The following is a 13150-nucleotide window of genomic DNA, read 5'->3' as shown; positions in this document are numbered from 1 at the left end:
CCGCACTTGTACGCCGAGTCAAACGCCCGATGCCGTTGCATCGATGTCCATACCCACGTGGTTCCGCACGATTTCCCCCGCTACCTCGGTGCGAAGCTGGATGCGCCATGGCCATCGATGATCGATGCACATGCATGCCATCGGCACGTGATGGTGTCCGGGAAGATCTACCGGACCGTGTCTCATCATGCGTGGGATCCATCGCGACGCATCGCCGACATGGACACGGCTCATGTCGAGCGCCAGGTCCTCTCGCCGATGCCGGAGCTGCTGAGCTACTGGCTCGACGCTTCCGATGGTGCCACGATGACCCGCTATCTCAATGAAACGGTGGCATCGATGGCCTCGAATGCGCCGGATCGATTCGTCGGACTTGGCGCGGTGCCGTTGCAGGACGTCGACCGCGCCATTGCAGAACTCGGCCATGCCATGCATGTGCTCAAGCTGGCCGGCGTCGAGATCGGCGGCAACGTGAACGGGGTGCCGATCGGGGACCCGCGGTTCCGGCCGTTTTTCGAGGCCGCCGAAGAATGGGGTGCGGCCATCTTCGTTCATCCGCTTCGGCCGGCGGGCCTCGATCGCCTCGTCGGCCCCGCTGCGCTGGAACAGGTGCTGGCATTTCCGGGTGAAACCGGCTTGGCCGCGGCGTCGATGATCACGGGCGGGACGCTGGCCCGTCATCCCCGTCTGCGCATTGCTTTCAGCCACGGGGGTGGGTCCTTGCCGATCCTGCTTTCCCGCCTGCAGTACGCCTGGGACGCCTTCGAGCCACTACGGCAGGCGATCGAGTCGGCGCCGCGCGAGATGGCTCGCCGCATGTACTACGACCACCTGCTGTACGACGCCGCGGCGATCGTTTCGTTGATTCAAACGGTCGGACCGACACAAGTCATGGCCGGCTCGGACTATCCATTTGCGATCATGGACAAGGAACCGGGCGGGCGCATCGCGGCGCTGGATATCGGCGACGAGTGGAAATCACTTCTCTTCAGCGGGAACGCGCGACGCTGGCTCGGCCTCGACGAGGAGGCGTAGCAAGCATCGCGAGACAGGCGGCGCCTTGAACTGGCATTGGGCGGTCATCCGCCAGGCTGCTGCTGCAGCTCGGATGCCAGCTTGGCCGCGACAAACTCCATCAGCGTCTTGACGGCCAAGGACAAGTGCCGGCGGCTCGAATAGACGACCCATGCACCGCCCTGGTCGTGGTGGTATTCCGGCAGAATCCGCACCAGGCGCTGAGTGCCGAGATCTTCCCAGACAGCGGCGAACGGCAACAGCGCAATCCCGAGCCCCATCCTCGCGGCCAGCAACTGGCTGCGCGCCGTGCTCGAGCGCAGACGTCCTGAAACCGATACGTCGCAGGGACCGTCAGGTCCTTCGAGGCGCCAGCGCATCTGTTCGCCCATCGTCGGGACGCCAATGCATTGATGCTTTACCAGGTCATCCAGGGATTGCGGCATTCCAGCGCTGCTCAAATATGCGGGGCTTGCGACCAGGTACTGGAAGGAATTGCCCAATCGTCTGGCCACGAGGCTGGAGTCCTGCATCGGGCCAACCCGAAACGCAATGTCGATGGACTCGGCTATGAGATCGAGGCGCGCGTCGCTCAGCAGAAAGTCAAGATGGACCTGGGGATAGAGCTTGAGGAAGTGGGCGATGTCCTCGACTTTCAAATAGTCGAAGAAATCCGCTGGTGCTGTTACGCGAACGGTTCCCCGCGGCTCGAGGACTGAGTCGGACACTTCGAGGCGCGCGCGATCGATGTCGTCCAGGTTGGTGGCGCAGCGTTCATAGAACTGTTGACCGGCGCTGGTCAGGCTGAGTTTGCGGGTGGTACGTTGCAAAAGGCGCGTACCCATTTCCTCCTCGAGGTTCTGAACGCGCCGGCTGACCGTGTTGGGCGGCATTCCCAGCCGACGGCCCGCCTCCGCGAAACTGCCGGCCCGCACCGAGTGAACAAATATTAGAACGTTGTTGAGATCTATGCTCATTGGTCGCGATGTCTCCGTGTCTTGCCTGCTTCGACGCATTTGACCACTGAGGTCCCCGGGCAAGAAGAGGTGTTACCCCGGCAACTCGAAGTCTCGCATGTGCGGCAACTCCGGTAGGCCGAGGCACTTCTCGACGGAAGTACGCGCCGGATGCCGCTCATTGGTGCCGGGCCTATCCATCTGAATCAGGCAAATGGCGAGGTGTTGTTTCGCCGTTGCTGAGCCATCGTGGCGATCGTCTGCTTGGCGCACTGGAAAGCAACTCGTAGTCGTTTTCCGAAGGAAAACCATGCGTCCCATGTCCGGCGAGAGGTGCGACGGAGCGAATCGTCATAGAGACCGCCACGTCCGGCGTCGCCGGAGCAGCGTCCGGGACCCATGCAAAGCGCGAGGGCGCGTCGATGCTGGCCCAAGTGTTGGCTTCGACTCCAGACAAGCTGCTGGTGGTAGCCCGTCGCGGATCCGGCCGGCCCCCACCCGTAGCCAGGCCCCTATGCGAGCTTTTCTCACGCCACGTGATCAATGCTGCACCGCGCGCTGCGCATACGGGTTTGCACCGGTGTCATAAAGTGTATTGCAGCCAACAATTGAGTGACAGTCATATTATTAACGACTACTCATCTGTCATCGCGTCCGTCGCGATGACGCACAGCAAGGACCTCACATGACAGCTACAAGCAGCGACCTGATGGTCGACAACCTGAAGCTAAGGGTACAGCGCCAAGGGACCGACGGTCCCGTGGTTCTGTTTCTCCACGGCGCGGGCGGTCTCGCCGGTTTTCCTCCCTTTCTGCAGCAGATTGCGAAAGGCCGCCGACTGATCGCACCCGACCACCCGGGCTTCGGGCAATCCCAGGATGCCGACCTGATCCGCGACGTGCCGGACATGGCAATGTTCTACCTGGACCTGATCGAGCAGCTCGATCTCACCGACGTGCACGTCGTGGGGCACTCGCTGGGTGGCTGGATCGCGGCGGAGATGGCGGTGCGCAACAGCAGCCGTCTCAAGAGCCTCTCGCTGATCTCTCCCGCCGGCGTGCGGCTCAAGGGGCATCCCATGGGTGACATCTTCATCTGGTCGCCCGAGGAGGAAGTGCGAAACCTGTTCTGCGACCAGTCGATTGCCGAGCGCCAACTCGCGCAAGAGCTCTCGTCCGAGCAGATCGACGTAATGCTGCGCAACCGCTACACGTTCACCAAGTTGGCCTGGGAGCCCCGGGGCTTCAATCCTGCCCTGCAGAAGTGGCTGCACCGCGTGAAGGTGCCCACGCAGGTCATCTGGGGCAAGCAGGACAAGGTGCTGCCGCCGGCTCTCGCTGCGCACTGGGGCCGGCTCATTCCTCACGCCCGCGTCACCACGATCGAATCCTGCGGCCATCTTCCCTTGATCGAAAAGCCCGAAGAAACCGCGCAACTGGTCAACGCCCATCTGAACGAGGTCGCCTGATGAAAGTCATTTGCTTTTCTTTGATGCCGTATCGGCCGCTCGATCTCAAGGCGGCCCGGGAGCACCGATCCACATGGGTCGTCCTGCCTAACTCCTTTTACGACCCCGAAAAGGGCGCGGCGGAGTACGAGAGCTATATCGACATGCTGGCGTATGCCGAGGATCTGGGTTTCGACGGCATCGGCGTGAACGAGCACCACCAGACGGGGTACGGCCTGATGCCTGCGCCCAACCTGATCGCGAGTGCGCTGATCCAGCGGACCAAGCGCGTGAAGATCGCCATCCTCGGCCGGGCCCTGCCGCTCGTAAGCAACCCGCTGTACATCGCGGAAGAGCTGTCCATGCTGGACAACCTCTCGCGCGGCCGCCTCGTTTGCGGCTTCGTCCGCGGCATCGGCGCGGAATACCACGCGTCGGGCGTCAACCCCGCGTTTTCGCACGACCGGTTCCACGAAGCGCACGACCTGATCATCAAGGCGTGGACCGACCCGGGCCCGTTCAGCTGGGAAGGTGAGCAGTACAACTTCAACTACGTGAACATGTGGCCTCGCATCTACCAGAAGCCGCATCCCCCGATCTGGATTCCGTCGCAAGGCTCGCAGGAGACGATCGACTGGGCGGCGGATCCCAGCCGGCGCTATCCGTTCATGATCACCTTCGCCCCGCGTGATGCTGTGGTGAAGAACCTCACCGCCTATCGCGACAAGGCCCGGGAATACGGCTATGAGCCGACATCCTCGCAGTTCGGCTGGGCGGCTCCCGTGTACGTCGCTGACACGCTTGAGCGTGCGATGGCCGAAGCGCGGGAAGGCATCGAAACGATGTTCAACGACTTCCTGAGGATGCCCCAGCGCATGCTCATGCCGCCGGGCTACACGTCGCTCGCGTCGATGAAGCGCATGCTGTCCACGCGCGCCGGCCTGGGCTTTGCGCACATGACGCTGGAGACGCTCATGGAGCTGGGCACCGTCGTCGTCGGCACGCCGCAGATGGTCCGCGACCGCATCGACCAGATGCGCGAGAAGACCAATTTGGGCATCTTCATCCCCTTGCTGCAGACCGGCACGCTCAACAACGAGATGACCAGGCGAAACATGGAGCTGTTCGCCAGCGACGTGATGCCGCATCTGCAGGCGAGCTGAGGCCGTTCATGTCCATCGAGCACCCGAGCGCCCGTGTCGCGCAGGATACGGCGTGGCAGGTCCCCGTCGGCAGCGCCCTTGCGCTGGCTGTTGGCATCGGCCCCATCGGCTTGTTCACGTACGGCATCCTGATGGCGGCGCTATCCGTGCAGTTCGGGTGGAGCCGGGCGTCGCTCGGGACGGCGCTGGCGCTTTGCGCGTTCGCTTCGGCGATCGCGCAGCCGATCGTCGGCATCATGATGGACAAGTACGGCGCCCGGCGGCTGCTCGTCGGCTCGATTTGCCTGTATGCCGTCAACGTCGCTGCGCTCGGCCTGACCGAGAGCGTTCTGGCGTTCACGCTGCTCATGGGGTTGAGCGGTGTGACCGGCGCCGCCACCAGCCCGATCGGCTACATCAAATGCGTGGCGGGCCATTTCGACCGGCGACGCGGTCTCGCGATCGGCGTCGCGATGCTCGGTATCGGTGCCGGTTCGATCGTCATGCCGCAGTTGGCGCAGTGGCTGATCGGCGCGTTCGGCGTGCGCACGGCTTATCTGGGGCTCGCTCTTGCCGTCGTGCTCGTCGCGCTGCCTGCCGTGGCCTTCATGGTAGCGGACCCTCCGGCCACACCGCGCGGCCCCGACCTGTCGCAGGTCGCACCCGGCCTGACCCTGCGTGAGGCGCTCGCGCACCGCTCCTTCTGGTGTATCTGCGTTTCCGCGCTACTGGTCTCGACTGCGATCAATGGTGCGCTCGTGCACTCCGTGCCGTTGCTCGTCGATCGCGGTTGGGACGCCGCGACCGCCGCCAAGGCCTTCGCCGCCGCAGGAGCAGCAGGGCTGGTGAGCCGGTTGGTCGCGGGCTTCCTGATGGACCGCGTGTTCGCGCCGCTTGTCGCGACGGGCTTCCTCATCCTCGCCATGGTCGGCATCTATTTGCTGGCACGCGGAAATGCGGAAGTGATCGGCCTGGCGACGCTTGGCCTGGCCCTCGGCGCCGAGGTGGACCTGGTGGGGTATCTCGTGCCGCGCTACTTCGGCGTGAAACGCTTCGGGCAGATCTTCGGGGTGCTGTTCGCCATCGTTTCATTGGGTTCGGGACTCGGTCCCTTGCTGCTGGGTGTCGCGCATACCCGGTTCCACAACTACGAACTGGCCCTGATCGGATGCGGAACATCACTGGCAGTCTCGTGCCTGCTGCTGCTCCTGGTCGGGCCCTATGTCTACGCGCCGCCGGGCGTGCTGCGCGAAGCATCGGTCGCTCGTCGCGGCGGGAGCGCGGCGTGAACGAATCCAGCAATTCCCTCATTGCGCGGACGACAGAAGTCCCGTTGTGTCGCTACTCAATCGCTCGAGGCCAATCCATACTGAAAACACAAGATCAAAAAGGCGAGACGTTGTTCGCCGTCAATGGAGACAGTGCATCCGCAACTTCACCGCGGATGCATCCTGCAAGGCCGTCTCCGTGGCACGCGAGTTCGTCCTGCCTTCGAGAGGCTTCATCGACCGCGGCCGGCCTTTGGACCGGTCCCGGTTGGTCGGCCACAAACTTTTCACTTCTGATGGACTGAACACGCAATGCAAGGCAACTACAAACTGGTCACGTATTCGACCGACAAGAAATCTCCCCGCGCGGGAATCGTCGTGAATGAGCAGGTCTTCGACGCCGAGCCGGCAGTCGCTGATCGCAGCCCGACGGGCAGGGGATTTTCGGTGCAAGAGCTGCTCGAGAACTGGGCTATCCGAAGCCCCATGCTCTCCGAATATGCGGCGGCCATGGCGACTCGTCCGGTCGAGGGCGTACCTCTTGCCGGCGTGCAGCTCCACGCGCCGGTGCTGCCGGGTGCCATTTACTGCGCCGGGGCCAACTACCACGATCACGTCGAGGAAATGGTCAAGGCGCTCGAGCAGCCGTTGCCTCCGGACGTACGCGCCTTTTTCGGCTCGCCCTGGTTCTTCATCAAGCCCTCGCGCACCTGCGTCGTCGCGCCGCAAGGTACCACCGTGCGTCCCGTACAGGTCAAAGCTCTCGATTGGGAGGCTGAACTAGCTGTGGTGATCGGCAAGACGGCGCGCAGTGTGTCCGAGTCCGACGCGTTGCAGTACGTGGCCGGCTACACGATCGCCAATGACCTGTCGGCACGAGATCAACTCAAGCGCGCGAACATGCCTGCCGCCGCGCCGTTCCACTACGACTGGGTCTCTCACAAGGCCTTCGAAGGCTCATGCCCCCTGGGCCCGTGGATCACGCCGGTCGACCAGGTGGCAGACCCGCAGTCGCTCGGCATTCGCCTGCACGTCAATGGCGTGATCAAGCAGGACTCCAACACCAGCCAGATGATCTTCCCGCTCGCGGAACTGATCGCTTACATCTCGAAGACGATGACCCTGTACCCGGGAGACGTGATCCTGACCGGCACACCCGCTGGCGTGGGTGCCGCCAGACGCGAGTTCCTGGCGCCGGGAGACCACATGCGCGTGGAGATCGACGGCCTGGGCGTGCTGGAAAGCAGCATCTCGTAATCGCTTTGCGAAAAGGAAAAACACCATGAGCTACATCCGTGAACTCGTGCCGGACGCGCATGCCGATCCCAAGACCGAAGCATCGGTGGTCAAGCCGTACGCGATGACACACGGCACGCTGGAGTGCCGCAACATGGCCGTGTCGCGCAAGTTCTACGAGGAGTTCCTCGGCCTGGAAGTCGTGCAGCACTCGCCGGTTTCGATGGGGCTGCGCTGCGGTTTCAAGTTCCACATCGTTTGCGTCGAGGTGGGCGACGCAGTGCACAACATGAGCTACCTCACACACTGGGGGCTGGACGTGCGCTCGCGCGAGGAGGTGGATGCCGCCTACGCGGCGACGCAACAGCAACGCGGCAGGTGGGGCATCCAGAACATGACCGAGCCGGTCGACCAGCACGGGGTGTATTCGTTCTACCTGCAGGACCTGGACAACAACTGGTGGGAGGTGCAGTACTACAGCGCCGGCTACCAGCACGAGGACATGTTCGATTTCGGCGACCGCTACGAGTCGTCGCTCAAGCAGCGCGCCTAACGCGCATAGAACGAGACAACATGGCATCGACAGCCAGAACCATCACGTTGCGTCCAAGTGGCAACACCTTCGAGGTTGCGCCGGGCGAGCCGATCCTCGGCGCGGCCATCCACGCCGGATTGAACGTCCCGTACAGCTGCAAGAACGGTATCTGCCGCGGCTGTCGTGCACGAGTGCGCGACGGTGTGATCGACCACTGCGACACCAGCTTCGGCTACCTGAGCCAGCTGGAACGCGATGAGGGCTATGCGTTGCTGTGCCGCGCCCACGCCGAAACCGATTGCGAGATCGAGGTTGAGGAGCTGGACGAGCTGAACGGCATCAGGGCCCGCGTGGTGCCGTGCCGCGTGCTCGGCATGGACAAGCGCGCTCCGGACGTGATGGTGTTGCGGCTGCGCCTGCCGATGAACGAGAACATGCGCTTTCTCGCGGGCCAGTATGTCGACATCCTTATGTCTGATGGCCGCCGGCGCAGCTACTCGATCGCCAACGATCCCGGCATCGAAGGTGTCATCGAGATCGAGCTGCACGTGCGGCTTGTGCCAGGAGGTGCGTTCACAGAGCACGTCTTCAATTCGATGAAGGTGCGCGACCTCATCCGCTTCGAAGGTCCACTCGGATCCTTCCATCTTCGCGAGAGCAGTGACAAGCCCATTCTGATGCTGGCCAGCGGCACGGGCATCGCGCCGATCAAGGGGATGCTCGCACATGCGCTGCGCAAGCAGATTCATCGCAAGCGCAGCATCACGGTGTATTGGGGCGGGCGCACGCGCGCGGACCTGTACCTGCTCGATGAATTGACGGATCTGGCGCGGAGCAACCCGGGCTTGTCCTTCGTCCCTGTGCTGTCCGAGCCCACAGCCGCTTGCGGCTGGACCGGGCGCACCGGCTTCGTCCACAGCGCGCTGATGGAGGACTGCACCGCCTCGCTTGCGGGCTCGCAGGTCTATGCCTGTGGAGCCCCGGTCATGGTTGAGGCTGCCAGGAGCGACTTCGTCGAGACATGCGGACTTCCGGAAGACGAATTCTTCGCGGACTCGTTCATCTCGGAAGGCGATCGGGCACTCGCCACTGCAAAGGAAGCGTCATGATGCGCCGTCGCGTTGAGAAGGTCTGCCTCGTCACCGGCGGCAGCAACGGGATCGGCCAGGCACTGTGCGAACGGCTCGCTGGCGACGGAATGCGGATCGTCGTGTTCGACAGGCAGGAGGCGTCAACGACCCTGAAGCTCGTGGAACGCGCGGGCTCGAACGGCGCGTGGATTCCTTGCGACATCACCGATCCGGCCCAGGTCGAGGCAGGTGTGCTCGACGCCGTGAAGCGGTTCGGCCGCATCGACGTGCTGGTGCATTGCGCGGGCATCTACCCGATGCAGGCCTTCGAGGACATCTCGTTCGACGATTGGCGACGTGTGTTCTCGGTCAACCTGGATTCGCTCTTTCATCTGCTGAAGGCGGTGCTGCCGGGCATGAAGGCCCGCGGCTGGGGGCGCGTTGTAGGGATCGCCTCGAACACCTTCCATGCCGGCACACCGATGCTCAGTCACTACGTTGCCAGCAAAGGGGGGCTGATCGGATTGATCCGCTCGCTTGCGGCTGAACTCGGATCGCACGGCATCACCGCCAATGCGGTTGCGCCGACCCTGGTGCGCACGAATACCACCGAGCAAACGCTCCCGCCGGCCTACTTCGAGTTCGCCAGCCAGTTGCAGGCCATCAAGCGGACATCGATGCCTCAGGACTACACCGGCACGGTGTCGTTCCTGTGTTCGGACGACGCTTCATTCATGACGGGGCAGACGCTGCTCGTCGATGGAGGCGCTATGCGCGCTTGACCCGGCAGACGCGCCGGATCGAACGGGCCGGCACCACTTGAGACAGCAGACAAAACGATATCCAGGAGACACATGACGGCTTCACCTATCGCGTACGACGGGCGTCGACGCATCGTTGCCATGGTCGCGGGCGCAACTGCGCGGACATGAGTTCCATGAAGCGTCTGCGTCTTCCATGGGTGATGCGTTGCCTGTGCGCGTGCGCGCCGCTTTTGCTCGGCGCGGTGGCGACCGGGGTCCATGCGGCCGAAGGCATCGCCGGCGCGGCAGCGCCGGTCGGTGACGCACTGCAGCGCCCAGCGCTGATGGTGCGGCAACCCTCCGGGGTCGTCTTGCTCGCTGCCGCGCAGGCCGGCAGCCGCCTGATTGCGGTGGGCGAGCGCGGCGTGATCGCCGTTTCCGATGACGGGGCGGGAACCTGGCACCAGGCGCGGGTGCCGGTCAGCGTGACGTTGACAATGGTGCGTTTCGCCGATGAGCGTCATGGCGTGGCGGTCGGCCATGGAGGGACGGTCCTGACCACGGAGGACGCGGGCGACCACTGGACATTGCGCCTCGATGGCCGCCGCGTCGCGGAACTCGCCCTGCAGGCCGCCAAGGCGTCGGACGATGCCGCGCGAATCAAGGACGCCGAGCAGCTCGTGGCCGACGGTCCCGACAAGCCTTTCACGGACGTGCTGCTGTTCGACCCGCGCCGCATCCTGGTGGTCGGCGCCTATGGCCTTGCGTTCTACAGCGAGGATGGCGGCGCGAACTGGCAGCCGTGGATGAATCGCATCGACAATCCCCGCGGCCGACATCTGTACGCGCTGCGGCGCTCCGGGAGCGCATTGCTCATTGCTGGTGAGCAGGGCCTCCTGTTGCGATCGGACGACGGCGGGGGCAGCTTCCGGCGGCTCGAAAGTCCCTACAGCGGCAGCTTCTTCACTGCCGAGATGCCTTCACCGAACGAGATCATCGTGGCGGGATTGCGCGGCAATGTGTGGCGTTCCTCGGATGCGGGCGCGAATTGGTCAAAGCTCGATACACCTGCACCAGCATCCATCACAGCCTCGACGCTGCGATCCGACGGCACGCTGCTCCTGGCCAATCAGGCCGGCATGGTGCTCTCCGGCCGCGAAACGCTGGCGCCGCTGCCGCTGAAACCTCTGCCGCCTCTCAACGGCCTGCTCGCGCGCCAGGACGGCAGCCTCCTCGTTCTGAGCCCGCTGGGCGCAGCCCTGCAACCCGCCGGCGGCGCTGCAGCTTTCCCAGGAGTCTCCCAATGAGCAACACGATGGGTGCTGCCAACTTCGATCCGCGTTCGGGGTCGCTCGTCGAGCGCCTGCTGTTCAACAACCGGCTGTTGGTTGTGCTCCTGTGCCTCTTGGCCACGCTGTTCCTGGGCTGGAAGGCGACGAGGCTCGAGCTCAATGCCAGTTTCGAGAAGACCATCCCGGCCAATCATCCCTATATCCGCAACTACCTGCAGTATCAGCAGGAGCTGACGGGCCTGGGCAACGCCGTGCGCATCGCGGTCGAGAATCCGCGCGGCACGATCTACGACGCGCAGTACCTCGAGACGCTCAAGAACCTCTCGGATGAAGTGTTCCTGCTGCCCGGTGTGTCGCGCATGCATATGCGTTCCCTCTGGACGCCTGCCACGCGCTGGGTGGGCGTGACGGAGGAGGGCCTGGAAGGCGGTCCCGTCATCCCGGACCAATACGATGGTTCTGCGACGAGCCTGGAGAGGCTTCAGGCGAACATCGCGCGCTCCGGCGAGATCGGGCAGCTCGTGGCGCTGGATGCGAAGTCATCGGTGATCTATGTGCCACTGCTCGCGAGTGACGCCGACGGCAAAGCGCTGGACTATGCGCAGCTGGCCGGCAAGCTCGAGTCGCTGCGTGTGAAGTACGAGGCCCGGGGCGTGCGGATCCACATTACCGGCTTTGCGAAGATCGTGGGCGACCTGATCGATGGCGTGCAGGCGATGTTGATGTACTTCGCCCTCGCAGTGGCGATCGCCACGGTCATGGTCTTCTGGTACACGCGCTGCGTGCGTTCTACCCTGCTGGTCGTTGCCGCTTCTCTGGTCGCGGTCGTGTGGCAGCTCGGTGTGCTGTCAGCGCTGGGGTACGCGCTGGACCCGTACTCGATCCTTGTGCCCTTCCTGGTGTTTGCCATCGGCATGAGCCATGGGGCGCAGAAGATGAACGGCATCATGCAAGACGTCGGGCGCGGGACGCACAAGCTCCTGGCCGCGCGCCTCACGTTCCGCCGACTCTTTCTCGCGGGACTGACCGCGTTGCTCGCGGACGCCGTGGGCTTCGCGGTGCTGTTGATCGTGGACATCCAGGCGATCCGCGAGCTGGCGCTGGCTGCGTCGCTGGGCGTTGGTGTGTTGATCTTCACCAACCTGATCCTGCTGCCGATCCTCCTGAGCTACGCCGGCGTCAGCGCGAAGGCAGCCCGCCGGAGTCTGCGCGCCGAAAGCGCCGAGGCCGCGGGAGCATACAAGCATCCGCTGTGGGCCTGGCTGGTTCGCTTCACGCAGCGCCCCCATGCGACGGCTGCCGTGGTGCTCGCCGCGGTGCTGGGTGTCGCCGGCTTTGCGGTGAGCACACAGCTCAAGATCGGAGACCTGGATCCGGGCGCGCCCGAACTGCGGCCCGAGAGCCGATACAACCGCGACGTGGCGTTCATGAACACAGCGTACGGCGCGTCAAGCGACGTGCTGGCCGTGATGGTGAAGACGCCGGATGGGCGTTGCTCGCAGTACGACGCGCTCAACAAGGTCGATGCGCTCGAGTGGCAGTTGCGCCAGATCGACGGCGTGGAGAGCACCAACACCCTGGCACAGCTCAATCGCCGCATGCTCTCCGGCTTGAACGAGGGCAATCCCAAGTGGTACGAGTTCCTGCCCAACCAGGACATGCTCAACACCGTGACCGCCAATGCGCCGCGCGGGTTGTACAACGACGCATGCGGGCTGTTGACCGTGTACGTGTACCTGCGGGACCACAAGGCCGCAACGTTGACGCGCGTGGTGGACCACGTGGAAGCCTTTGCCCGCGCCAACGACACACAGGACGTGAAGTTCCAGCTCGCCGCGGGTTCGGCGGGTATTGAGGCCGCCACCAACATCGCTGTCAAGAAATCGTGGGCGCAGATGCTGTTGCTGGTCTACGGCGTGGTGGCCGTGCTTTGCTTCATCACCTTCCGTTCGTGGCGCGCCGTGCTCGTGGCGGTGCTGCCCCTGGTGTTGACGTCGTTCCTGGCCGAGGCTCTGATGGTCACGCTGGGCATGGGCGTGAAGGTGGCGACGCTGCCGGTCATTGCGTTGGGCGTTGGCATCGGTGTGGACTATGCGCTCTACATCCTCAGCGTGACGCTCGCGCAGATGCGCGAAGGCAAGGACCTTTCGGAGAGCTACTACCGCGCGTTGCTGTTCACCGGCAAGGTGGTGATGCTCACCGGCGTGACGCTGGCCAGCGGTGTCATCACCTGGGTGACCAGTCCCATCAAGTTCCAGGCCGACATGGGATTGCTGCTGGCGTTCATGTTCGTGTGGAACATGCTGGGCGCGCTGGTGCTGCTGCCCGCGCTGGCGCACTACCTCTTGAAACCAAAGGCCGCCGCCCCGGCGGTCCATCCATCCCGCTCGCAACCCCGGCCCGTCGGGGTCGGCGGGTAGCCCCTCAACTCTCAAACACAAGGAAAA

11 protein-coding genes are annotated in these 13150 nt (G+C 64.0%); 10 read left to right on the top strand and 1 reads right to left on the bottom strand.

What is annotated here, in order from left to right; genetic code table 11:
• The first annotated feature begins 6 nt into the window (after positions 1-6).
• Positions 7-1035, top strand: coding sequence for an amidohydrolase family protein (locus VAR608DRAFT_RS04680; RefSeq protein ID WP_088953004.1), 1029 nt, complete (start codon positions 7-9; stop codon positions 1033-1035).
• A 44-nt stretch (positions 1036-1079) separates the two neighbouring features.
• Here the strand turns inward: VAR608DRAFT_RS04680 and VAR608DRAFT_RS04675 are convergent, their stop codons facing one another.
• A complete protein-coding gene (locus VAR608DRAFT_RS04675; RefSeq protein ID WP_088953003.1) occupies positions 1080-1991 on the bottom strand; it encodes a LysR family transcriptional regulator in 912 nt (303 codons plus the stop codon).
• A 664-nt stretch (positions 1992-2655) separates the two neighbouring features.
• On the opposite strand from VAR608DRAFT_RS04675, the gene VAR608DRAFT_RS04670 reads away from it, so the two are divergent.
• The 9 genes from VAR608DRAFT_RS04670 to VAR608DRAFT_RS04630 all read left to right on the top strand — a co-directional run bounded on the left by VAR608DRAFT_RS04670 (position 2656) and on the right by VAR608DRAFT_RS04630 (position 13123).
• Positions 2656-3438, top strand: coding sequence for an alpha/beta fold hydrolase (locus tag VAR608DRAFT_RS04670; protein ID WP_088953002.1), 783 nt, complete (start codon positions 2656-2658; stop codon positions 3436-3438).
• Positions 3438-4580 (top strand): LLM class flavin-dependent oxidoreductase, encoded by a 1143-nt coding sequence (locus VAR608DRAFT_RS04665; protein ID WP_088953001.1) that lies wholly within the window; start codon positions 3438-3440, stop codon positions 4578-4580. Before VAR608DRAFT_RS04670 ends, VAR608DRAFT_RS04665 begins: the two co-directional genes overlap by 1 nt.
• A gap of 8 nt (positions 4581-4588) precedes the next feature.
• Positions 4589-5848 carry an MFS transporter gene (locus tag VAR608DRAFT_RS04660; RefSeq protein ID WP_088953000.1) on the top strand — a complete coding sequence of 420 codons (1260 nt, stop codon included), beginning with the start codon at positions 4589-4591 and terminating at the stop codon, positions 5846-5848.
• A 291-nt stretch (positions 5849-6139) separates the two neighbouring features.
• A complete protein-coding gene (locus VAR608DRAFT_RS04655) occupies positions 6140-7084 on the top strand; it encodes a fumarylacetoacetate hydrolase family protein (protein ID WP_088952999.1) in 945 nt (314 codons plus the stop codon).
• 25 nt (positions 7085-7109) lie between these two features.
• The gene (locus VAR608DRAFT_RS04650) at positions 7110-7616 is read left to right on the top strand and encodes a VOC family protein (RefSeq protein ID WP_231973227.1); all 507 of its coding nucleotides are present in this window, start codon (positions 7110-7112) and stop codon (positions 7614-7616) included.
• Positions 7617-7636: 20 nt separating this feature from the next.
• Positions 7637-8707: a CDP-6-deoxy-delta-3,4-glucoseen reductase gene (locus tag VAR608DRAFT_RS04645; RefSeq protein WP_088952998.1), complete on the top strand. Its 1071-nt coding sequence runs from the start codon at positions 7637-7639 to the stop codon at positions 8705-8707.
• A complete protein-coding gene (locus VAR608DRAFT_RS04640) occupies positions 8707-9450 on the top strand; it encodes an SDR family NAD(P)-dependent oxidoreductase (RefSeq protein ID WP_088958600.1) in 744 nt (247 codons plus the stop codon). Before VAR608DRAFT_RS04645 ends, VAR608DRAFT_RS04640 begins: the two co-directional genes overlap by 1 nt.
• Before the next feature lie 212 nt (positions 9451-9662).
• Complete coding sequence (locus tag VAR608DRAFT_RS04635; protein WP_231973225.1) at positions 9663-10718, top strand: WD40/YVTN/BNR-like repeat-containing protein; 1056 nt, start codon at positions 9663-9665, stop codon at positions 10716-10718.
• Positions 10715-13123, top strand: coding sequence for an efflux RND transporter permease subunit (locus VAR608DRAFT_RS04630; protein ID WP_088952997.1), 2409 nt, complete (start codon positions 10715-10717; stop codon positions 13121-13123). The genes VAR608DRAFT_RS04635 and VAR608DRAFT_RS04630 overlap by 4 nt, the downstream gene beginning before the upstream one ends.
• The last annotated feature ends 27 nt before the right edge of the window (positions 13124-13150 follow it).

The organism is Variovorax sp. HW608 (assembly GCF_900090195.1).
Lineage (GTDB): Bacteria > Pseudomonadota > Gammaproteobacteria > Burkholderiales > Burkholderiaceae_C > Variovorax.
The sequence above is the reverse complement of the archived record's forward strand: the minus strand, read 5'-3'. Positions and strand labels throughout refer to the sequence as shown.